This is a genomic window from Nitrobacter sp. MLSD-S21 (assembly GCF_058809865.1).
Genome location: NZ_JBXASZ010000009.1, coordinates 51,011 through 68,857 on the forward strand (window position 1 = coordinate 51,011; position 17,847 = coordinate 68,857).

The 17,847-nt window shown below is 63.6% G+C and carries 19 protein-coding genes and 1 pseudogene; 11 read left to right on the forward strand and 9 right to left on the reverse strand.

All coding sequences use genetic code 11. The features are described from left to right. The first annotated feature begins 193 nt into the window (after window positions 1-193). The 4 genes from repA (at window position 194) to AC1RT6_RS18780 (ending at window position 4,803) form a co-directional block, all read left to right on the forward strand. Window positions 194-1,408, forward strand: a complete 1,215-nt coding sequence (gene repA / locus AC1RT6_RS18765) for a plasmid partitioning protein RepA (protein WP_472791612.1) — start codon at window positions 194-196, stop codon at window positions 1,406-1,408. Next, on the forward strand, window positions 1,405-2,427 hold the full coding sequence (gene repB, locus AC1RT6_RS18770; protein WP_472791611.1) for a plasmid partitioning protein RepB: 1,023 nt from the start codon (window positions 1,405-1,407) through the stop codon (window positions 2,425-2,427). The genes repA and repB overlap by 4 nt, the downstream gene beginning before the upstream one ends. A 196-nt stretch (window positions 2,428-2,623) precedes the next feature. After that, window positions 2,624-3,856 carry a plasmid replication protein RepC gene (gene repC, locus AC1RT6_RS18775; protein ID WP_472791610.1) on the forward strand — a complete coding sequence of 411 codons (1,233 nt, stop codon included), beginning with the start codon at window positions 2,624-2,626 and terminating at the stop codon, window positions 3,854-3,856. 614 nt (window positions 3,857-4,470) lie between these two features. Beyond that, window positions 4,471-4,803, forward strand: coding sequence for a single-stranded DNA-binding protein (locus tag AC1RT6_RS18780; RefSeq protein ID WP_472791609.1), 333 nt, complete (start codon window positions 4,471-4,473; stop codon window positions 4,801-4,803). A gap of 41 nt (window positions 4,804-4,844) precedes the next feature. Here the strand turns inward: AC1RT6_RS18780 and AC1RT6_RS18785 are convergent, their stop codons facing one another. Continuing rightward, on the reverse strand, window positions 4,845-5,216 hold the full coding sequence (locus AC1RT6_RS18785) for an XRE family transcriptional regulator (RefSeq protein ID WP_472791608.1): 372 nt from the start codon (window positions 5,214-5,216) through the stop codon (window positions 4,845-4,847). 110 nt (window positions 5,217-5,326) lie between these two features. After that, complete coding sequence (locus AC1RT6_RS18790) at window positions 5,327-5,620, reverse strand: helix-turn-helix domain-containing protein (RefSeq protein ID WP_472791607.1); 294 nt, start codon at window positions 5,618-5,620, stop codon at window positions 5,327-5,329. A gap of 307 nt (window positions 5,621-5,927) precedes the next feature. Between AC1RT6_RS18790 and repC (AC1RT6_RS18795) the strand changes: the two genes are divergently transcribed. Further along, window positions 5,928-7,142: a plasmid replication protein RepC gene (repC, locus tag AC1RT6_RS18795; protein WP_472791606.1), complete on the forward strand. Its 1,215-nt coding sequence runs from the start codon at window positions 5,928-5,930 to the stop codon at window positions 7,140-7,142. Window positions 7,143-7,182: 40 nt separating this feature from the next. Here the strand turns inward: repC (AC1RT6_RS18795) and AC1RT6_RS18800 are convergent, their stop codons facing one another. Together AC1RT6_RS18800 and AC1RT6_RS18805 are read right to left on the reverse strand one after the other, a co-directional pair. Then, window positions 7,183-7,611, reverse strand: a complete 429-nt coding sequence (locus AC1RT6_RS18800) for a hypothetical protein (protein ID WP_472791605.1) — start codon at window positions 7,609-7,611, stop codon at window positions 7,183-7,185. Then, window positions 7,608-8,309 carry a nucleotide-binding protein gene (locus AC1RT6_RS18805; protein ID WP_472791604.1) on the reverse strand — a complete coding sequence of 234 codons (702 nt, stop codon included), beginning with the start codon at window positions 8,307-8,309 and terminating at the stop codon, window positions 7,608-7,610. The genes AC1RT6_RS18800 and AC1RT6_RS18805 overlap by 4 nt, the downstream gene beginning before the upstream one ends. Before the next feature lie 60 nt (window positions 8,310-8,369). Between AC1RT6_RS18805 and AC1RT6_RS18810 the strand changes: the two genes are divergently transcribed. The 3 genes from AC1RT6_RS18810 to AC1RT6_RS18820 all read left to right on the forward strand — a co-directional run bounded on the left by AC1RT6_RS18810 (window position 8,370) and on the right by AC1RT6_RS18820 (window position 11,574). Further along, on the forward strand, window positions 8,370-8,630 hold the full coding sequence (locus AC1RT6_RS18810; protein WP_472791603.1) for a hypothetical protein: 261 nt from the start codon (window positions 8,370-8,372) through the stop codon (window positions 8,628-8,630). A 185-nt stretch (window positions 8,631-8,815) separates the two neighbouring features. After that, window positions 8,816-9,244, forward strand: a complete 429-nt coding sequence (locus tag AC1RT6_RS18815) for a hypothetical protein (protein ID WP_472791602.1) — start codon at window positions 8,816-8,818, stop codon at window positions 9,242-9,244. Then, a complete protein-coding gene (locus AC1RT6_RS18820) occupies window positions 9,241-11,574 on the forward strand; it encodes a relaxase/mobilization nuclease domain-containing protein (protein ID WP_472791601.1) in 2,334 nt (777 codons plus the stop codon). Before AC1RT6_RS18815 ends, AC1RT6_RS18820 begins: the two co-directional genes overlap by 4 nt. Window positions 11,575-12,073: 499 nt before the next feature. Here the strand turns inward: AC1RT6_RS18820 and AC1RT6_RS18825 are convergent. From AC1RT6_RS18825 to AC1RT6_RS18840, 4 genes and pseudogenes are all read right to left on the reverse strand, one after another. Then, window positions 12,074-13,678, reverse strand: a pseudogene (locus tag AC1RT6_RS18825) (recombinase family protein). Then, the gene (locus AC1RT6_RS18830) at window positions 13,675-14,142 is read right to left on the reverse strand and encodes a DUF2924 domain-containing protein (protein ID WP_493029593.1); all 468 of its coding nucleotides are present in this window, start codon (window positions 14,140-14,142) and stop codon (window positions 13,675-13,677) included. Before AC1RT6_RS18830 ends, AC1RT6_RS18825 begins: the two are co-directional and overlap by 4 nt. Before the next feature lie 2 nt (window positions 14,143-14,144). Then, window positions 14,145-14,459, reverse strand: a complete 315-nt coding sequence (locus AC1RT6_RS18835) for a DUF3489 domain-containing protein (protein WP_493029594.1) — start codon at window positions 14,457-14,459, stop codon at window positions 14,145-14,147. Window positions 14,460-14,798: 339 nt separating this feature from the next. Beyond that, window positions 14,799-14,975 carry a hypothetical protein gene (locus AC1RT6_RS18840; protein WP_493029595.1) on the reverse strand — a complete coding sequence of 59 codons (177 nt, stop codon included), beginning with the start codon at window positions 14,973-14,975 and terminating at the stop codon, window positions 14,799-14,801. Window positions 14,976-15,515: 540 nt separating this feature from the next. Here AC1RT6_RS18840 and AC1RT6_RS18845 point away from each other — a divergent pair. Together AC1RT6_RS18845 and AC1RT6_RS18850 are read left to right on the forward strand one after the other, a co-directional pair. After that, window positions 15,516-15,818: a hypothetical protein gene (locus tag AC1RT6_RS18845; RefSeq protein ID WP_472791597.1), complete on the forward strand. Its 303-nt coding sequence runs from the start codon at window positions 15,516-15,518 to the stop codon at window positions 15,816-15,818. Window positions 15,819-15,932: 114 nt separating this feature from the next. Then, window positions 15,933-16,121, forward strand: coding sequence for a hypothetical protein (locus AC1RT6_RS18850; protein ID WP_472791596.1), 189 nt, complete (start codon window positions 15,933-15,935; stop codon window positions 16,119-16,121). A 75-nt stretch (window positions 16,122-16,196) separates the two neighbouring features. Here AC1RT6_RS18850 and AC1RT6_RS18855 read toward each other — a convergent pair whose 3' ends face one another. Then, complete coding sequence (locus AC1RT6_RS18855; RefSeq protein ID WP_472791595.1) at window positions 16,197-16,391, reverse strand: hypothetical protein; 195 nt, start codon at window positions 16,389-16,391, stop codon at window positions 16,197-16,199. 135 nt (window positions 16,392-16,526) lie between these two features. Here AC1RT6_RS18855 and AC1RT6_RS18860 point away from each other — a divergent pair, with 135 nt between their 5' ends. Further along, window positions 16,527-17,792 (forward strand): ferritin-like domain-containing protein, encoded by a 1,266-nt coding sequence (locus AC1RT6_RS18860; RefSeq protein WP_472791594.1) that lies wholly within the window; start codon window positions 16,527-16,529, stop codon window positions 17,790-17,792. Window positions 17,793-17,847: the final 55 nt, after the last annotated feature.

Here is a 17,847-nt window from a genome sequence, read left to right on the forward strand (position 1 = left end):
GGCCGCGTTGTCAGCAGACAACATCGAGCGCGCGATCCGAAATGTTGTCAGCAGACACCATGCCGGTCGCTTCGGCAGGTTCCCCGGGCGTTTACTTTTCATTAACCCTTAAACGCTTGCAGCGACTCGAGAATCGTGTCTTTCTTGAGACGGAAAACTGCCGTCTGACGCAGACAAACCGTCTTGAGATCGCATGACGACCCTAGAAGAAGCCGAACTGCCGCCGACCGAGACCGCCAGTGGGCGGATCACGCGCCATGCCGGCATCCTTTCCGGCCAACTCCGGTCGCTCGGAACGGCGTTATTTCCTCCCGCCGCGAGCAAGTCGCTTCGCTCTTTTAGCTCAGGCGAAGTCGCAAAAATCGTCCGCGTCTCCGACGGCTATCTTCGCCAACTGTCGCTCGACGGCCTCGGCCCAAGCCCTGCCATCGGCCACGGCGGACGGAGGTCGTATACGCTCGCCCAGATCAACGAGCTGCGCGCGTATCTTGCCCAGGCGCGGCCGCGGGAAGCGCTGGATTTCTTTCCTCGACGGCGTGATGGCGAGAAGCTTCAAATTATCACCGTCGCCAACTTCAAGGGCGGGTCGGCGAAGACCACGACTGCGCTCTACCTCGCCCAATACCTCGCGCTGTCCGGTCTGCGGGTCCTTGCCATCGACCTCGACCCGCAGGCTTCCCTCTCTGCGATGTTCGGCTACCAGCCCGAGTTCGACATCGGGCAGAATGAGACGATCTACGGCGCCATCCGGTACGACGACCAACGCAGGCCCATGCGCGAAGTCGTGCGGCCGACGTATTTTGACGGGATTGGCCTGGTCCCAGGCAATCTAGAACTCATGGAGTTCGAGCACCACACGCCTCGCGCGATGATCGAACGGCGCGAACGGGGACACGACCTGTTCTTCCGTCGCGTCGCGACCGCCATCGACCAGGTGGCGGACGAGTACGATGTGGTCGTCGTCGACTGCCCGCCTCAACTCGGCTATCTCACGATGGGCGCGTTGAACGCCGCCACCGCCATGCTCGTGACCATCCACCCTCAGATGGTGGACGTCGCCTCCATGAGCCAGTTTCTCCTCATGACGTCCGACTTGATGTCGGTGATCGAGGAAGCCGGCGGCCGGCTCGATCACGATTTCATCCGCTACGTCATCACGCGGCACGACCCGAACGACGTTCCCGAAGCTCAAATCGTCGCCCTGCTGCGAAACCTTTTCGGCTCCGACGTGCTGCAGGCGACCGTCTGGAAGTCGACGGCGATCGCGAACGCCGGTCTGACGAAACAATCGCTCTACGAACTCGATCGCGGGTCGGTCGGACGCGGCGCCTACGACAGGGCGTTGGAATCGGTCGACGCCGTCAACGCCGAGATCGCGCAGCTCACCAAGAAGGTGTGGGGCCGATGAGCAAGCGCACCGACACGATCAAGAACCTTTTCACCGCGCCGCCTGCGCCTGCGTTGTCCGCTGACAACAACCCCCCGGTGGCGCCGGCACGTGTCTCTTCCGGAGCCGTCCGTTCGCTCAAGGATTCGTTCTCGGAAGTCGAGCGTGAGAACCAAGAGCTGCGCGACAAGATCTCCGCCGGCGCGATGATCGTCGAAATCGATGCCGCCCTGGTCGACCCGTCACCGGTTAGCGACCGCTTCCGTGACGACGACACGACGACCTACGAACTCCTCAAGCAGTCGATTTCCCAGCGAGGGCAAGAAGTCCCCGTTCTAGTGCGCGAACACCCGACATCGCCCGGCCGGTACCAAAGCGCATACGGGCATCGTCGAGTCCGGATCGCCCGCGAGCTCGGGATTCCCGTGCGGGCGATCTTGAAGGAACTGAGCGACGAAGCACTCGTGGTCGCCCAAGGCCTGGAAAACGCGCCCCGCGAAGACCTGAGTTTCATCGAGCGCGCGATCTTTGCCGTGCACATCGAAGCCGCGGGACACAAACGGTCCGTCGTGCAGGACGCACTCGCGATCGACAGAGCGGAGGCGTCGAAATTGATTGCTGTCGCAAACGCAATCCCACGCGACATCATCGACGCAATCGGTAAGGCCCCGAAAATCGGACGCGGCCGATGGCAGACATTCGCCGACATGCTCGCGGACGCTGCGGCGGTTAAGCGGACCAGGGCGGCAACCGCCGATGGAGCGTTCGCATCCGGGGATTCGGACAGCAGATTTCTTGCCGCCTTCAACGCGGCCGCCCGGCGCACCGAGCCCGACGCTGCGAAGAAGCCTCGATCCAGACCCGTCGTCGCTCACGACGGGCAGCGCATCGCCCAAGTCCAGCGAGCCAACCGCGGTCTCAAACTCTCTATCGACAAGAAGGTGCCTGCCGAGTTCGCAGACTTTCTGGTCAAACAACTCCCAGACCTGTTCGACGCCTTCACGAAGTCGGGCAGGGCGAAGGAGAGCGACGAGGCGTAGACGCCTCACCCGTCAACCGCGAACCAGGAGCAGCACGGCAAAAGAAAAAGGCCCCCGAAACGGAGTTCCGGAAGCCCTTCTCTAGTTGTTTGGCGACACTGAGAATCACACTTCCGCGAATCGCAGTCAAGAGTCACGTCGCGATTTTTTCGCCGTTTCGGCGAGCACATTTCCTTTGCCCGCATGAGGGCAAGACATGGAACCACACACACCGACGACGCCCTTCGGGCGGCGATCGCTGACGCTCGCCCACGTGGCAACGCAGATCGCCGCGTCGTCGCGGCCGCCGGAGAAGGTCGTCCACAAGTGGAAGATCTTCCAGGCCATCTGCCGGGCGAGACCGGGCCTCGGGGTGACTGAGCGCGCGCTCTCGGTCCTCAACGCGCTTCTCACGTTCCACCCCGAGACCGCGCTGACCGGCGAGGACGACCTGGTCGTCTTCCCGTCGAACCAACTCCTGTCGCTTCGCGCGCACGGCATGCCGGCGTCGACGCTGCGGCGGCATCTCGCGGTGCTGGTCGACGCGGGCCTCATCGTCCGGCGCGACAGCCCCAACGGCAAGCGCTACGCCCGCAAGGGCGCCTCAGGCGAGATCGAGCTGGCGTTCGGCTTCGACCTCTCGCCGCTCGTGGTCCGCTCTGAGGAATTCGAGAGCCTGGCGGCGGCCGTGGAAGCGGAAGCGCGCGCCATCAAGCTCGCGCGCGAGCGCATCACGCTGTGCCGGCGCGACATCGCCAAGATGATCGCGACAGGCATCGAGGAGGGCGTGCCGACACGCAGGGGAGGGCAGGGGCCTGCGGACTGGGCGGAGGTGCATGCCGGTTTCCGTTCGATCGTCGAGGGGATTCCGCGCACCGCGACGCGCGTCCAGCTCGAGGCGGCGGCCGAGGAACTGTCGCAACTGGCCGAGGACGTTCTCAACTTGCTGGAAACGCATGTCAAAACACAAGATATGAGCGCCAATGAGTCCCGAAGTGAGCGCCATATACAGAATTCAAATCCAGACCCCTTAATTGATCTTGAACCTGGCTTTCAAGGAAGCCGGGCGGCGAGGGCGGTGCCAGATCCTGAAACGCCGAGGGTTGCGGAGACGGCCTATCCGCTTGGGTTGGTGATGAAGGCTTGCCCCGACATCGCCGACTACGCCAAGGGCGGGATTTCGAACTGGCGGGACCTGCTCGCGACAGCGGCCGTGGTGCGGTCGATGCTCGGGATCAGCCCCAGCGCCTGGGAGGAGGCGCAAACCGTCATGGGCGAAATGCAGGCCGCTGTCGTGGTGGCGTGCATCCTCCAGCGCGGCGCGGCCATTCGATCGGCGGGCGGCTACCTGCGCGGCCTGACCGAGAAGGCGAGGGCTGGCGAGTTCTCGCTCGGGCCGATCCTGATGTCGCAGGTCAACGCGCAACTGCGCACCAAGCGGTCGGCGTGACGCCGTGGCGGTGTCGAGGGGCGGCGCGCGCCCGACGCTGGCGGGGTCGGTTCGACGCTCGCGGCGGCGACGCTCGAATGCCGCGGACCGCGTTCGGGTTCAGATTCCGCTCCGGCCGTTTGCGCTGTTGTCCTGCCATCCGGCCAGGGTGCGCTGCTGGTTCTCCGCTGGTGTTCGATCCGTTCGGCGACCGACTGTTGCGGTCGTCCACAGATCCAGTGTGGGGTTTTCTCGCGAGCCGTTGTCCTCGGTGAGTGGCCATCGACAACGCGAATCTTGCCGCCCGATTTGGCCCGGCGTGGGGCGATGGCGGCACGGCGACGACTGCTCGCCTCTCTCCCGTCGGGCAGCGCTCCCGGTTGCATGGCTGGATTCCTGTGGCCGTCGCCGGCACGTCGGCCCCTGCGCCGGAGAATTTTCCCCTGCCGCCACCCGCAAGCGCGGCCCGTCGGCATTCCTCGCGCGCCTGCGGCGCCAAAATTCACGGGCTGACGGGGCGCAGCGCTGCGCTCGCCCTTCGCCCGCGTCTCGCGGGCTTCGGCTCTGTGCCGTCTTCCCGGCCATAACGGATCGCCATCGCAACGGGGCGCCGCCCCACAAGATGGAGAGAGACTATGCGCAACATCGCCGAATTCACCCTCATCGGTCGCGTCGGGACCATCAAGCAGGTCGGCAAGACAGTCCGCGTCACGGTCTGCGCCAACTACCCCTTCAAGGACAAGGGCGGCGAGTGGAAGGACGACCAGCACTGGAACGAGGTGACAATCTTCACCAAGTCGATCCAGGACTACGTGAACGAGCACGTCAGCAAGGGCGACCTGCTGCACGTGCGCGGCCGGGTTCGGCAGAACAGCTACGAGCGCGACGGCCAGCGGATCTACACCGTCGACCTGATCGGCCTCGAGTTCGGCCGGCTCGCCCAGGCGGCGGAACGCTCGGCAGCCTAGGCTAGAGACGGGGAGGCGCAAGCCTCCCCAGTCCCTCCTCGTCAGGACGGCAACTTGCGCGACCGCGTCTGACGCGCCAGCGCGCGATCGGCGCGGTTCTTCTTCGCGATCGCCGAGACCAGCTCATCGTAATTTACGCCGCTCTTTTTCAGGGCGCGCCGCGCGTCCGACACGTCGAAGCCCAAGAGCTCGAACACGCTCATGTTGAGGCTGGACGCGATCCTCTCGATCGTGCGGATGGTCGGATTCCCGATGCCGCGCACCATCGTGTAGTAGGTGTGGCGCGCCAGCCCCGTCTTGGCCAGGAAGGCCTCCGCGCCGCCGTTCTCGATCTCGAGCTGCTGCATCCGAATCGCCAGCATCTCGTTCAGCACCGAGTGGTCGAGGGACTGGGGTTTTCGGACGGGCGACATCTCGGCCGGCTCTGCTACGCTTGGGCACGCGCAACCATCATCACACCTCTCTGTCAAAGTCTAGAATATTGGACATTGACCAAACGAATTTCCTGTTGAGCCGACTCGACTTAGCGCGCTCCGACCCCGATGTGGCACGTGTTTTGACCGCTTTTGCCCAAGAAGGCGATCGTCTCGACGCCGGCGCGCTCAGCCATCATCTCGATGTAGTCGAGGCTTGGATTCGCCGCATCGATCATCAGCTGGAAGTAACTCGATCGCGGAATCCCCAGCCGCTCCGCGAAGGCGCAGCGGGTGAGTCCCATCTCCTTGCGCAGGCGCTCGAGCGCGTCCTGGAAGGCGACGAGCAGCGTGTTGCCGTGAGCCGCGTGCGCGGCCCTTCGGCCGGAAACCTTCGTGTTCATCGAGTCAATCGTATCTCTCGCTGATTCGATCGACGCTCCCACGTGTTTAACTCAGACGTTGGACTGCCGTCTAACATTCAATATAATAGACGGATCCGATTCAACCAGTAGGAGCGCGCTCGGACAAAGAAAAACCCGGCAGAGCCGGGTCTCTCAAGAGGGTCAGCGGGCTGACGACGCCAATCGCCAGCGGTGCCTCGTAAACGCTACAGCATCCTAGCCCGCGCCACCCGACAGTTCAAGAGACTCAGCGCTTTTCACGCCACGGTCTTTGTTTGCCACGCGCTCTCGCGAAGAGAGGACGCGAATGCAGATGCTTGGCCTCAATCCGACCGCCCCCTTCGGGCCGCGGCCGCTGTCCGCGACTGCCCTGAGCGCGCAGCGACACGTGCAGCACGCGCCGGACGGCAAGGCGGCGCACAAGTGGAAGACGTTCCGTCACGTCTGCGAAATCAGGGCGGAGCTGATGCTCACGGACCGATCGCTGACAGTGCTGAACGCGCTTCTGAGCTTCCACCCGGACACCGTGCTTACGCTCGGGGCGGACGACATCGTCGTCTTCCCGTCGAACCGCGAGCTCTCGTTGCGCGCGCACGGAATCGCCGCCTCGACGCTTCGCAGGCACGTTGCCGCCTTGGTAGAGGCCGGGCTCATCCTGCGCCGCGACAGCCCGAACGGGAAGCGCTACGCCAGGCGCGCGGCCGGCGGCGGCATCGAGCAGGCGTTCGGTTTTGACCTCAGTCCGCTTGTGGCGAGAGTCGACGAGCTTGCCGACCGCGCAGCCCGCATCGTCGAGGAGCGCCGAGCCATTGACGCGCTGCGCGAACAGATCACCCTTGCCCGACGCGAGATCGCGAAAATGCTCGCATTCGGCGTCGAGCAGCACGTCGACGCCGACCTTCCGGCGATGCACCGCGAGTACAAGAAGCTGCTCGATGGCCGGCCGCGCACCGCGCGGCGCGAGACGCTGGAGCCGCTGGCTGCCGCACTGACCGAACTGTCGAGGCGGATCCTCCGCATCCTGGAAAGCCATATGAGTGAGACCGATGGCGACACAACAGTCGACGCAGAGCGACCGGCGGCTGAAGGTCACGCGAGCGACGACGAAGCTCATCACGACGAACGTCAAGAGAAGGCGCCGTCGCCGGTGCCTGTCCGGCTCCTCGCCGAGACATGCCCCGACTTCGTCGACTACGCTCGCCACGGCTTGAGCACACCGCGCGACGTCGCCGACACCGCGGCGATCGTGCGCCCCCTGCTCGGCGTCAGCCCGAGCGCATGGGACGACGCCTGCGCAGCGATGGGAGTTGGTCCGGCGAGCGTCACGCTTGCGCTCATCTTGCAACGCGGGAGCACGATCAGGAATCCCGGCGGCTATCTGAGGACGCTGGCGCGACGTGCCTCGGCGGGCCAGTTCTCGGTGTGGCCCATGCTGATGGCGCTCGGCGCCTCGCAGCGTCGAAAGCACGCCGCAAGCCCGCCAGGGCCTGCCCGCCCTCCCTTCCCGGACGAAATCGCGTAGGAGCCGTTGGTTTCGCGTGATGTCTCTTGCGCGGCGACAACTATGGCTCGTCCAAGGGCGGCAACCGCCCTAGGCGTTTAAGGAAGTCGTAAATGGCGCGGTCGACGACGCGCAGCGGCTGCGTGCGCTCCTCGGCAGCGAGCTGTCGAAGCGACAGGTCGACCGCCTCAGGCAGGCGCAGTGCATAGGGTCGCGACGACGCGCGCTCGCCATAAGCCTCGAACGGGTTGCGACCGCGATCGCGCTGCGGTCGAGGCGCGTTGTTCGACGGGACGGGCTCCGCCGGCACCGAAGATGACCTCCTTTGCGCGGGCGGTGCTGGGGTGACCGGGTCGTCGTACGACGGCGTCACGACCACTGGCTGGAGTAAGGGCTTTTGCGTGGGGACGGGTTCGACCCGCTGCGCGCGGAACGCGTCGCGGGGCAGGGGAGGCCGGTCCGGCTTCTCGGTCGGCGCGCCGTCGCTCATGCGGCGGTCTCGTCGGTGCCCGCGCCCTGGCTCGCGGCCAACAACTCGCGCACGACCTGGTCGGCGTTGTAGCGCGCCTTCCTCACGGACTCGTCCTTGTCACTCATCTGGTAGAGCGTCCCGAATCCGCTGGTCATCGTGCGGAACGTCACGCGGCGGTAGAGCGCCGTCGCGCACACCGGGACACGCTCCGAATCGAGGTAGGCGACGACCTCGCGCAGCGGACGCGTGTTGCGATCGAGGCTGTCGTACTCGTTGAACAGGACGCGGTGCTGGCTCATCGGCAGCTGCGCCGAGGCGGCGTGCTGCTCGAGGCTGCGGATTGTCCGGACGACCTGAGAGGCGTCGAAGGTGTGGACCTTGCACGGGAGCACAACGAGGTCCGCCCGCAGCGCCGACTGGATCAGGACCTCGCCGTAATAGCCTGGCGTGTCGATGACGACAACGTCGTAGCCGGCGAGGCGCTCGACCGCCTGGACCAAAGCCGCCCCGTCGGGCGCGCGGACGAGGTCGACGCCCTGGGGGCTCAGTCCGCGCGCGAGGGACGACGCGTGCCACTGGTAGGAAGACCCCTGCGGGTCGGCGTCGACGATCGCGGCCGAGTAGCCGTGCTTGGCGAACTCGCCGGCGAGGATGATCGCGACCGTTGTCTTGCCGCTGCCGCCCTTCGGGTTCGCGACGGCGAAGATGCTCGGCACAGTGCCCTCCTGCGTGTCGTGGTCGAAGCATTTAACATACGGTATAATAGACAAACAGCAATGCCGCAGTTCGTCATTCCGGCAGTGCGTGATTGCGTTGTTGTGCTGCTCACGCATTGCAGTGGTGCAGCAATGCGCCAGTGCCGAATTGCGTCAAAGCGGCAATGCGTGAAGGTGTCAATGCGGCACTACAACACTGCATTGCTGCGGCAGTGCGGTATTGGCGAGGTGCAGCGATGCGGTATTGCGGTATTGCGGCGTTACGGCATTCCATCATTGTCGAGTTGCGGTGATGGGCTGCCATGGCGTGTGCCGTGGTAAGTGAGGCGGCTCCTTCGTCGTAGATGTTCTTGATTGAAGGATATCCTATAGTCGATTTATTAGATATTGGTTGACAAGATACCGGTTTGTGGGCCAAACCGGACGACGGCTGCTGGACGCAGCCGGGGAGCGCGGACGCGCGATGGCGGCAGAGCCGCGCGAACGGGAAGGAAAGGGGAGCGCCGATGGCCCGCTCCGCTACAGCACCGCGACGCAAGCCGAGGCTTCGAACGGAGTTGTCGGAAGCCGACGAGGCGCGGCTCCAGGCGGCCGTGGCGCTGTTCGGCGTGCCGAAAGCCGAGGTGGTGCGACGTCTGATCCGGGCGTCGGTACAGGCGGGGCCGGCGCTCTCAGCGGACAACACGCGCGCCGTCGTTGAGCTCGCCCAGCAGGTCCGGATGGTCGGACGCAACCTCTCGCAGGTCCTGCGCGCCATCCACCGCGGCCAGGCCGTGCGCATCGAGGACACCGAGCCGGTGTGGCGCGGACTGCACGAGGTGGTCGCCGCCATCAACGACGAACTGACCGAGATGACCGTCGCCTACGGCTCCAAGTTGCGCCGCCAGGCCGGCCTTGCGTTGCCGGCCGAGATCTCCACGGAGGACGCGGGATGAACCGGGCCGCGCAGATCGCCTGGTGGGTGGCGCAGGTCGAGGCGGCCCGGACCGCGGTCGGCGCGGCCGCCCAGTCCCGGCGGCAGCCGCGATCCTTCGGCGGCCTCGACGAGGAGCCCCGACGCCGCGCGGCGCGGGTCGCGCCGCTTGCCAAGGCGCCGCCGGCACACGAGGTCATCCGCGGCCAGACCATCACCGGCCGCCGCGACGAGGAGCGCTCGCGGTCGCTGCCGGCGTCGTCCGCCGGAGGCGGCGGTGGTGGAGAAACGTCAGCTCGTCCCGCTGTGCAGTCGCCGATCGCCGGCGGCGCACCGGGTGGTGGCGGGAGCGGAGCAGGGCAGGATGGCGCTGTCGGCCGGGCGCGCCAGCTTGCTTCCGGCTACCAGCCTGCCGTCATCAAGGTGGTGTCCTATGCGCGCGGCGTGGCGCGGGCGACCGCGACAGGCCAGTATGTCCAGCGCAAGGACGTCGCGCTCGAGACGCACGACGGCCGGATGCTCGGCGACCGCGAGGCGGTCGCCGACGAGATCAAGGCCTGGTCGGTCAACTTCGCCAAGCGGGCCGAGAGCCACGACGTCGGCGCGGTGCGCGTGACCGTGCAGGGTGTTGCCGACACGCCCGAGGGCAGGGCAATGCTCGAAAGGGCGGTTGCGGCCGGCTTTGAGGGCCACCGACATGCCTATCGCATCGATGCCAGGCCCGACGGCATGCTGGAAGCGCGCGTCGTGACGGCGATGGCCGGGCCGGGCAAGGAACGGACCCGGGTCCGCGAAGAGCGCGTGGGTAGAGAGGGCAGGGGCTTCACGCAGAAGCGGCTCGACATGGCGTCCGAAGCGCGGGCGAAGGAGCGGATCACGGCGGCGACCGGCCTGGCGCCGGAGGCGATCGGCATCGTACCGAGCGCGACGAGCCACGGCCGCGACGGCGTGACCTACCGACTCAACAAGCTGATCGAGAAAGGCCCGGCGACCGACGACCGTGGCAAGACGATCGCCAACGTCGCGGAGACGAGGGAGGCTGCGCGGCAATGGGGGCCGACGCTGCGCTCGCAATCCTCGCGCGACACGATGCACCTGATCGTCTCGGCGAAGGCCGGCACCGACGTCGAGGCGCTGACGCGAGCCGCCCGCGCGTTCCTGCACGACCGCTTCGCCGACCACAAGTTCATGTTCGGCCTCCACACCGACAAGGAGGCGGACGGCCACGTTCATGTCCACGCCGTCGTCGCGGTCAAAAGCGAGTCCGGCCAGAAGCTGCATCCTAGCCGCGAGACCTTCAGCGAATGGCGTCAGGTCTACGCCCAGCACGCGCAGGCGGAAGGGCTCAAGATCATCGCCACCTCGGCGCGCGAGCGCGCGTCGTTTCAAAGCTACGGCCCCAAGGACAAGGCGATCGTCGACGCCGCGGAGCGGCCGCGTCCGACGCGCGAGGCGCGCGACCGCGCCTACGCCGCCGACCCAGCCAACCGGCGTCTCATCGACAACGCGCGCCAGCGCATCGCTGTCGCACGGTCGAACCCGATCCGCCTGCCGATGTCTCAACCCGATCGCAGGGCGGTGAACGAGAGCGTGCTGGCGTGGCGCACCGTGGTGGCCGAGCAGCCCGCGAACCCGCAAGCGAAGGACATGCTCGAGCGGCTGCTTCTGGCGCAGGCCGTCGGCGGAATCCTGCAGGCGGTCGGGAAGCGCGTCGAACACCTGACGAAAGAGGATCCAGCGATGGCGATCACATCAGAGCAGATGGCGAAAGACCTGCGGGTCTTGAACGAAGCGGTGTCTCGGACGAGCGACCTGCTCGACGGCCAGACCAAGCAGCAGTTCCGCGAGACGTCCGCGCGATACCTGGAGACGCTCGCGAACAGGATCGACCTGCAGCGCGCCCAGGAGCGCGGCGTCCAGCAACTCAGCCGCAGCGAGGTGGAGGCGATCGTCGGGGCGAACGCGGACAGGCTCGTCGCCCGCGCACAGGAGGTCAGCACGCAGGAGCGGCGCGAAGCTGCCGCGGCCGAGCGCCTGGCCGACCGCGCGCTCGATGCCGAGCGGCGGCAGGAGGCGAACGCCGCCATGGAGCCCACGTCGCAGCGGGAGCTGCGCGCCGAGAGGGCGATCGTCGCCGGGTCGCAGCAGTCGGCCGCGACGGAAGCCCGCGAGGCCGCCGCCGCCGCGGACGCAGCGCGCATGATCGCCGAACACCCCGGCCAGACTATCCCCAACGCTCTCGTCCAAACCGACGTCCTCGCAAAGCTCCGCGCCGAGCAGGAGCGCATCGTGCAGGAGCTGGAGGCGGCAAAACACGAGACACAGTCGATCAGGGGCCAGCGGCAACGCTGACCGCGTACAGTTCAGCGGATGACTTCCGATGAATCGTCTCGCCAACGAGGTGACTCCGGTTTACGGCATCGAGTCTCTGCCTCTGGCTTAATCAGCGGGTCGTGGGTTCGAGCCCTACATCGCCCACCACCCAGTTCGCAGGAACCGAGCTCGGCGGCACAACCGTCTATTTGTCCCGCAAATTGCGGGGTTTTGGCGATCTGTTCAGTCTCTGTGCGTGTCTCTGGTCTCAAAATTATCGCCAAAGGGCGCTTTGTCTCTGCATCGAAAATTCCCGTTCCTGGCCGAGGGGCAGAGACCGGTTCGCTGACTGGGTGGGGCAGGCAATTCGGCCCCTGCAACAAGTGGATTTAGCGGGACATAACCGGCGTCGTGCTTACTTTCTGAAGGGCTTGGTTTTGATGGTGTGCCCGTCTTCTTGAAGTCTTGCTTTCAAGGGAGGTGCAGAAACGCTCCGCTCAGGGCTTGGATTGGCAGACCAAACGGACGGTGTCGCTCGTCAGATCGGATCGAGTGCAAGCGCTTCGAACTGACGATCCCATTCAAGCGGCAACTCGCGAAGCTTGTTCGAGACCGATGCCGCGCGGCAACCGACCTTCAATGGCAGCCTTGGTGAGTTCGGGAGAGAGGAAGGCGAGCGACAGCGTCATGTTGACGTGTCGCAGGCTGTAGCCCTCGCGTGTTGCGAGTGCACGTGCATCTATCGCTGAATCTGCGATGAGTTCATCAAGCCAGCGCCGGCCGCGGGCAATCGCTGCGACCAGCGTGGCCCTTCGCTCCAGCTTCATCGGGCGGAGCGGGAGTTTTGCGGAGGTCGGGCGCAGGATTGACCGCGCTCGTTTGGAGGGTGGTTTGGTCCAGGGAATGACGATGGTGGCGTGGTCTTCTTCGGCGGGATTGTCTGGATTCTGCTTCAGTTGCACGACGAGGCGATTTTGCTGAACCTCGATCCGTTCGATCAGCGAGGAGGCGTAGGTGTTGTCGATGAGACCGTTCACTTTGCGCTGCTTATGCTTGGGCTCCAAGACAACCTTGCGAACGTGATCGTCGATGTCATGGGCAGGCACCCGAGAGACCGAACCAACTACAGCGGCAGCTGCATTCCCGAACAGAAGCGGCCGCGAGACATAGTAGCTGTAGTGCCGGCCCTTCTTCTGGGCCTGGGTCGGCGCCATGCGATGGCCGGCGTCGTCAAACATCAGACCAGTCAGGAGATGGCTGAACGAGGTCCGGCTTCTGGTCGGATGACTGCGCTGGTCCGTGAGCATCGTCTGGACACGATCGAACAGGCCGCGATCCAAGATAGGTTGTTGTTCGCCAGGGCAGATTTGTCCCTTATAGTTGACCTCGCCAATGCAGAAGCGGTTGCGTAGCAGATGGAATAAGGCGCCACAACCGAACGGAACACCGCCCCGGGTTACGCCGGTCTTGAGTTGGCGCTGCCTGCTGACGATGTTGCGGTCCTTGAGGCTCGCATCAGGGCACGGACACTGCCGAGTTCGAGATAGCGACTGAAGATGTAGCGGACCCGTTCGGCTTCTTCCGGGACGACAGTCACCTTACCGCTCTCCATGGCGTAGCCGAGGGGGAGGGGGCCTCCGACCCAGATGCCCTTCTTCTTGGAGGCTGCCACCTTGTCCCGGATGCGTTCGGAGGTGACCTCCCGCTCGAACTGGGCAAAGGACAAGAGAACGTTGAGGGTCAGGCGTCCCATGGACGTTGTAGTATTGAACTGCTGGGTCACCGAAACAAACGACACCCGATGGGCATCGAACAGCTCGACCAGTTTGGCGAAGTCGGCGAGCGAGCGAGTGAGACGATCGACCTTGTAGACTACAATGACATCGATCTTGCGGGCTCGGATATCCTCCAGCAGCTTTTGCAGTGCCGGCCGGTCGGTTGATCCTCCTGAGAACCCGCCATCGTCATAGCGGGCCTTGACCTGCACCCAACCGGCATGGGCCTGGCTTTTGATATAGGCACTGGAAGCCTCATACTGGGCATCCAGCGAGTTGAACTCCTGATCGAGGCCATTGTCGGTCGAAACCCGGGTATAGATCGCGCAACGGACGATCTCGCGGGCCACCGCTTTTCCCGCCCTCACGGCCCATCCTCCCCACAGACCGTGTTATCCCGAAGGCCAAAGAAGCGGGGGCCGCTCCAGCGAGTACCGGTGATGGCGAAGGCGATGGCTGAGAGGCTGTCGTACCGTGTCCCGTCCCACAGGAAGCCACCATCAACAACGATCGCCCGCTGGGTGATGCCGTTCCATTCCCGGGACAGAATAGTGCCGGCTTTCAGCTCGACCTGTCCTCGGTCGAAGGCGACGAGCTTGGCCATGACGGAGTCGGACGTCTCTTTCTCGACGATGCGATCAAGGAACTGGCGTATCGCCGGATCGAGATCGCCCGGCTGATCTGCCTGTCGCCGATAGCTTACGATGGCTGTTTGTAGATGCTTCGGAAGATGCGTCAGCGCGGACCAGCTTGAGCGACGACCACGAGACTGTGGTCGCCGACCACCGAGATCGCGACAACGCGTGAGCTCGCCCTTCGAGGCTTCAGCCATCGTCAGGCCTGCTTCGCTGCAAGGATGCGGTAGATGCGCTGATCTGCTTCAACGGCTGAGATCAACTCGAGCCCGAGCTTCCTGCGGACCACCCCGGCCAAAAATCCACGCACGGAATGCTGCTGCCAACCTGAAACTTTTGAGAGTGCGGCAATGGTCGCACCAGCCGGGCGCCTCAGAAGATGGAGCAATTTTATTTGCTTGTTCGCGCGGAGTCCGTGCGGACTGCGCGCCGCTTTTGCCGTCTTTGCCATGCGAGCAGATTTTGCACGGCCGGCGCGCTTCGATGAGTTCCGATTGCGAGATGACTTCTGCATAGACCCTCCGAATGATGCGACATCAGCGTCGCACCACCGGAGGCCCCGTCAGCCATGTTGCGCTGCGGGGCCGATCCGACGGTCACCTCCCACCACAGCAATGCTCGCTTTGCCCGCGAATGCCAGTCCTTTCTGCAAGACATGTGGAAGAAGCGCAGGTCGGTAATAGCTCAACGGCGAAAATTCCCGGCCTTATCACTTCCCAACGATTTAGCCGCGTCCGGACGCAAGGCTACCGGGTCCTCAAAGCCAAATGGTCGTCTTAAATCAATTCGCGCCCGTCAGGTCCCACGTTGAGGGTGAAACGAGAAAGATGTTCGCCGCAAAGAATGAGGCCGATCAGTTTATTACGAATCTGCTGGATGCAGCACTGGTCGAGAAGGTGCTCCAGCGGTAAACAACGTTGACGAAGTCGATAACATTTCGCCCCGTGATGCGGGCATTGCCTGGCAGGGCGTCGAGATTAGGCGATGCCAGTTTCATGATCGGCGCATGCCATGCGCTGTCGCGCTTCACCTCCACAATCGAAACCGGAAATGTCCCGCCTGAAGCCCAGCCGCCTATTCATCGCCTGGTTGAGAGGTTGAACGAAAACGATGCTCCACTTGAGAGCAAAATCCCCATGCCAAAGGGCGATCCGCGGCGCTTGCCCGACGGGTCTAATTTGCCAATGCTAACGAGCGATCCCCGAAACCGGATCTTGAATTTCCCCGACGATAGGGTCGCGATGCAAATCCGGGATCATCGGCCCGCACAAAGGAAAGCGGATACCGTTTCCGATGCCCGATCCTCGCGATGAAGGCGAGGGTTGGTCGCCGCCGCCTGTCGATTCCGGGCAGCCGCCGCGGCCGTTCCAGCGAAGGTGGACGTGGAGGTGAAACCTAGCTCGGACCTGGGCATTAACGTGAAGATCGAACCCAGCTCGTATTTCTCGACGTTGGTGGAGAGGATGGAGAAGGCCATCAAGCTGGTCAGCTCGATATCATCCGGTCACAACGGCCCGGGTTCAGAAGGCCATTCATCGCCGAATTCCGGCGCAGCATCGTCAGGTGGACCATGAACTCGATATCCTTCGGAGCGCGAGATAAGTACAACTCATTGGCGGAGCTGGAAGCCAGGTGCTTCGCAGCACGAGCCGCGAACCATCTCATAGGAAGCTTTGTGCTTTCGGCTTTCCCAGCTCATTTAGCGGCCCAGCTCTTTGCCTCAATGCGTGCGATGAAATTTTCAACTGTGAGCCTTAGGGAAGGCGGAGACGTGGACCTCACCCCGCTGGTATCGATTGAATTTCTCAAGATCGTGGACGATCTGGAAGGCTTGTACGGGGCGCACGCCGGCGAGCAGGGGAGGGCGAACTGAAGCGGAATTAGCGGTGCTGGCGACGACAGCCCGATCGGTTCGCCAAGCTTAAAAACACTGACCGACTTCTTTATTGGAAAAGTGCTTTCAGCCGTCGCTGAAGGAGTGTTCGCAATGAATAAAGAAGAGAAGCTCGAGGTGTTCAAGGATGCGGTGAAGCTCGCCGGCTCTGGGAAGTACAAAAGCTGGAAGAAAATTCAGTCCCAGCTCGCAAAATCCGGGCATAAGCGAGCGCCGGGGCTGTTGGACGGAAACAAAATCCAGATGATTTTGGATGCCCAGTGCAAGTTGGCCCGGCGCTAGCACAACGTCGGCGGTGGATCGCGGATCTCAATCAGAAATCGATCGATCTCGGGAAGAAGCCTTATTGACGAGGCATCATTTGTTGGGGTCGGAATTAACGCTGACCCACTGTCCCGGTGAAAAGATGTAAAAAGTTTCCTTGCCGGTGACGACTAGCGCTCCATCCTGAATTGTCGCGGTGGCATCGGCCTCCGTGACTGTCACCGGGGCTCCTATTGGACGATAAATAACCAGACGGCTAACCGCCTGATTATCGCTGCGGTCGGGCATTTTGACCCCTCCATCTAGGTTTCAGAAAGGCGTGGAACGAAAGGAACGGCTAGTGCTTCAATACTCAGCGCCGCCGCAACCGGCTCTCTGTTTAGAGCCAAGACTTTAGAGCTATAACGATTCTTTGGTCGCACAATGATACCGATCCAGGAAAGTGGTGGGAAAGCCGCTCTTGAGCCGGAGCCCAAGATCGTTGTCGGAACGCGCGAACAACTGTTTCACCTCCTTGCGGAGGCTGCAGAGATCGAGCACACGCTCATGTGCAGCTATCTCTACGCCGCATTCAGCCTCAAGCGCGCCGGGGAGCCGGGTGTGAGCCAGGCGCAGGGCGAAGCGCTCGAACGATGGCGTAACGCAATTGTCGATGTGGCGGTCCAGGAGATGGGCCATCTTTTAATCGTGGCGAACCTCACTGTTGCGGTTGGCGGGCAGCCGCACTTCAGCCGGCCCAACTTTCCGGTCTCGCCTGGCTATTTCCCTTCCGGTGTCACTGCACGGTTGACTGCATTCAACACGGAGACCCTGGAACACTTTATCTTCCTCGAACGCCCGAAAGGCATGGAGGAGGAGAAGGATAGCCAAGCGTTCGAGCAGCAGGATTACAGCCGCGAGCAGGCTGAGATTGGGCTTATGCCAACCGCTCAAGACTACGAGACTATCGGACACCTGTACGAGGCTATACGCACGAATCTGTCGGCGTTGGATCGACAACTCGGGGGTAGCACGCTCTTTCTCGGCGACGAAGGCGCCCAAATAGGCGGCGATATCGTCGAGCTGCCGGGCGTGTGTCCGATCCGCGATCTTAAGTCCGCTATGGATGCCATCGACGTGGTAATCGAACAGGGCGAGGGATCATCTTCGGACCGGGAAGATTCGCACTACCGCAGCTTCATCGCGATACGCGACGAACTGACCAGCCAGATCCGCGCCGACCCTGGCTTCTTGCCCGCTTGGCCTGCCGTGGACAGCCCGGTCTTGCGCCGCCCTGCTGAACCGAACGGGACGCTGTTCGTGGACCATCCAGAGGCAGCTCAGCTTCTCGATTTTGCATGCGCGAGCTATGGGCTACTGCTGCGATGTCTCGTCCAGTGCTTTGGCCGTACCAGCGCCAGACGCCATGATGAGCAGAAGCTGCTAATGGGGGCCGCGATCGAGCTGATGCATGTTGTTGACGCGGCATCCACGCTGCTTGCCCGTCTTCCCTCTACACCGACCGACCTCGATACCCACGCCGGAATGACCTTTACCATGTTGCGGGGGGTCGAGCCCCTACTGCCGGGGGAGCCAGAGCGGCGGCTACTGATGGAGCGTGCTTCCGACCTGGCCCGCACAGCTGAGCGGGTCATTCCAAACGTGAGCAGCCAGCTGAACAAGGCGCGAGACGCGCTTGCCAAGCTGTAAATCCGGTTTATCCGAAGATGTAAGGAAGCTGGCAATTTGTCCTGCCAGCGCGATT

Excerpts from the sequence above, each read along its gene's own strand:
- AC1RT6_RS18830 (WP_493029593.1), bottom strand. The coding sequence starts at position 14,142 with ATGGCTGAAGCCTCGAAGGGCGAGCTCACGCGTTGTCGCGATCTCGGT.
- AC1RT6_RS18850 (WP_472791596.1), top strand. The coding sequence starts at position 15,933 with ATGAATAAAGAAGAGAAGCTCGAGGTGTTCAAGGATGCGGTGAAGCTC.
- repC (WP_472791606.1), top strand. The coding sequence starts at position 5,928 with ATGCAGATGCTTGGCCTCAATCCGACCGCCCCCTTCGGGCCGCGGCCG.
- AC1RT6_RS18835 (WP_493029594.1), bottom strand. The coding sequence starts at position 14,459 with ATGCAGAAGTCATCTCGCAATCGGAACTCATCGAAGCGCGCCGGCCGT.
- AC1RT6_RS18820 (WP_472791601.1), top strand. The coding sequence starts at position 9,241 with ATGAACCGGGCCGCGCAGATCGCCTGGTGGGTGGCGCAGGTCGAGGCG.
- AC1RT6_RS18855 (WP_472791595.1), bottom strand. The coding sequence starts at position 16,391 with ATGCCCGACCGCAGCGATAATCAGGCGGTTAGCCGTCTGGTTATTTAT.
- AC1RT6_RS18860 (WP_472791594.1), top strand. The coding sequence starts at position 16,527 with ATGATACCGATCCAGGAAAGTGGTGGGAAAGCCGCTCTTGAGCCGGAG.
- repC (WP_472791610.1), top strand. The coding sequence starts at position 2,624 with ATGGAACCACACACACCGACGACGCCCTTCGGGCGGCGATCGCTGACG.
- AC1RT6_RS18815 (WP_472791602.1), top strand. The coding sequence starts at position 8,816 with ATGGCCCGCTCCGCTACAGCACCGCGACGCAAGCCGAGGCTTCGAACG.
- AC1RT6_RS18780 (WP_472791609.1), top strand. The coding sequence starts at position 4,471 with ATGCGCAACATCGCCGAATTCACCCTCATCGGTCGCGTCGGGACCATC.
- AC1RT6_RS18810 (WP_472791603.1), top strand. The coding sequence starts at position 8,370 with ATGCCGCAGTTCGTCATTCCGGCAGTGCGTGATTGCGTTGTTGTGCTG.
- AC1RT6_RS18785 (WP_472791608.1), bottom strand. The coding sequence starts at position 5,216 with ATGTCGCCCGTCCGAAAACCCCAGTCCCTCGACCACTCGGTGCTGAAC.
- repA (WP_472791612.1), top strand. The coding sequence starts at position 194 with ATGACGACCCTAGAAGAAGCCGAACTGCCGCCGACCGAGACCGCCAGT.
- AC1RT6_RS18790 (WP_472791607.1), bottom strand. The coding sequence starts at position 5,620 with ATGAACACGAAGGTTTCCGGCCGAAGGGCCGCGCACGCGGCTCACGGC.
- repB (WP_472791611.1), top strand. The coding sequence starts at position 1,405 with ATGAGCAAGCGCACCGACACGATCAAGAACCTTTTCACCGCGCCGCCT.
- AC1RT6_RS18845 (WP_472791597.1), top strand. The coding sequence starts at position 15,516 with ATGAACTCGATATCCTTCGGAGCGCGAGATAAGTACAACTCATTGGCG.
- AC1RT6_RS18800 (WP_472791605.1), bottom strand. The coding sequence starts at position 7,611 with ATGAGCGACGGCGCGCCGACCGAGAAGCCGGACCGGCCTCCCCTGCCC.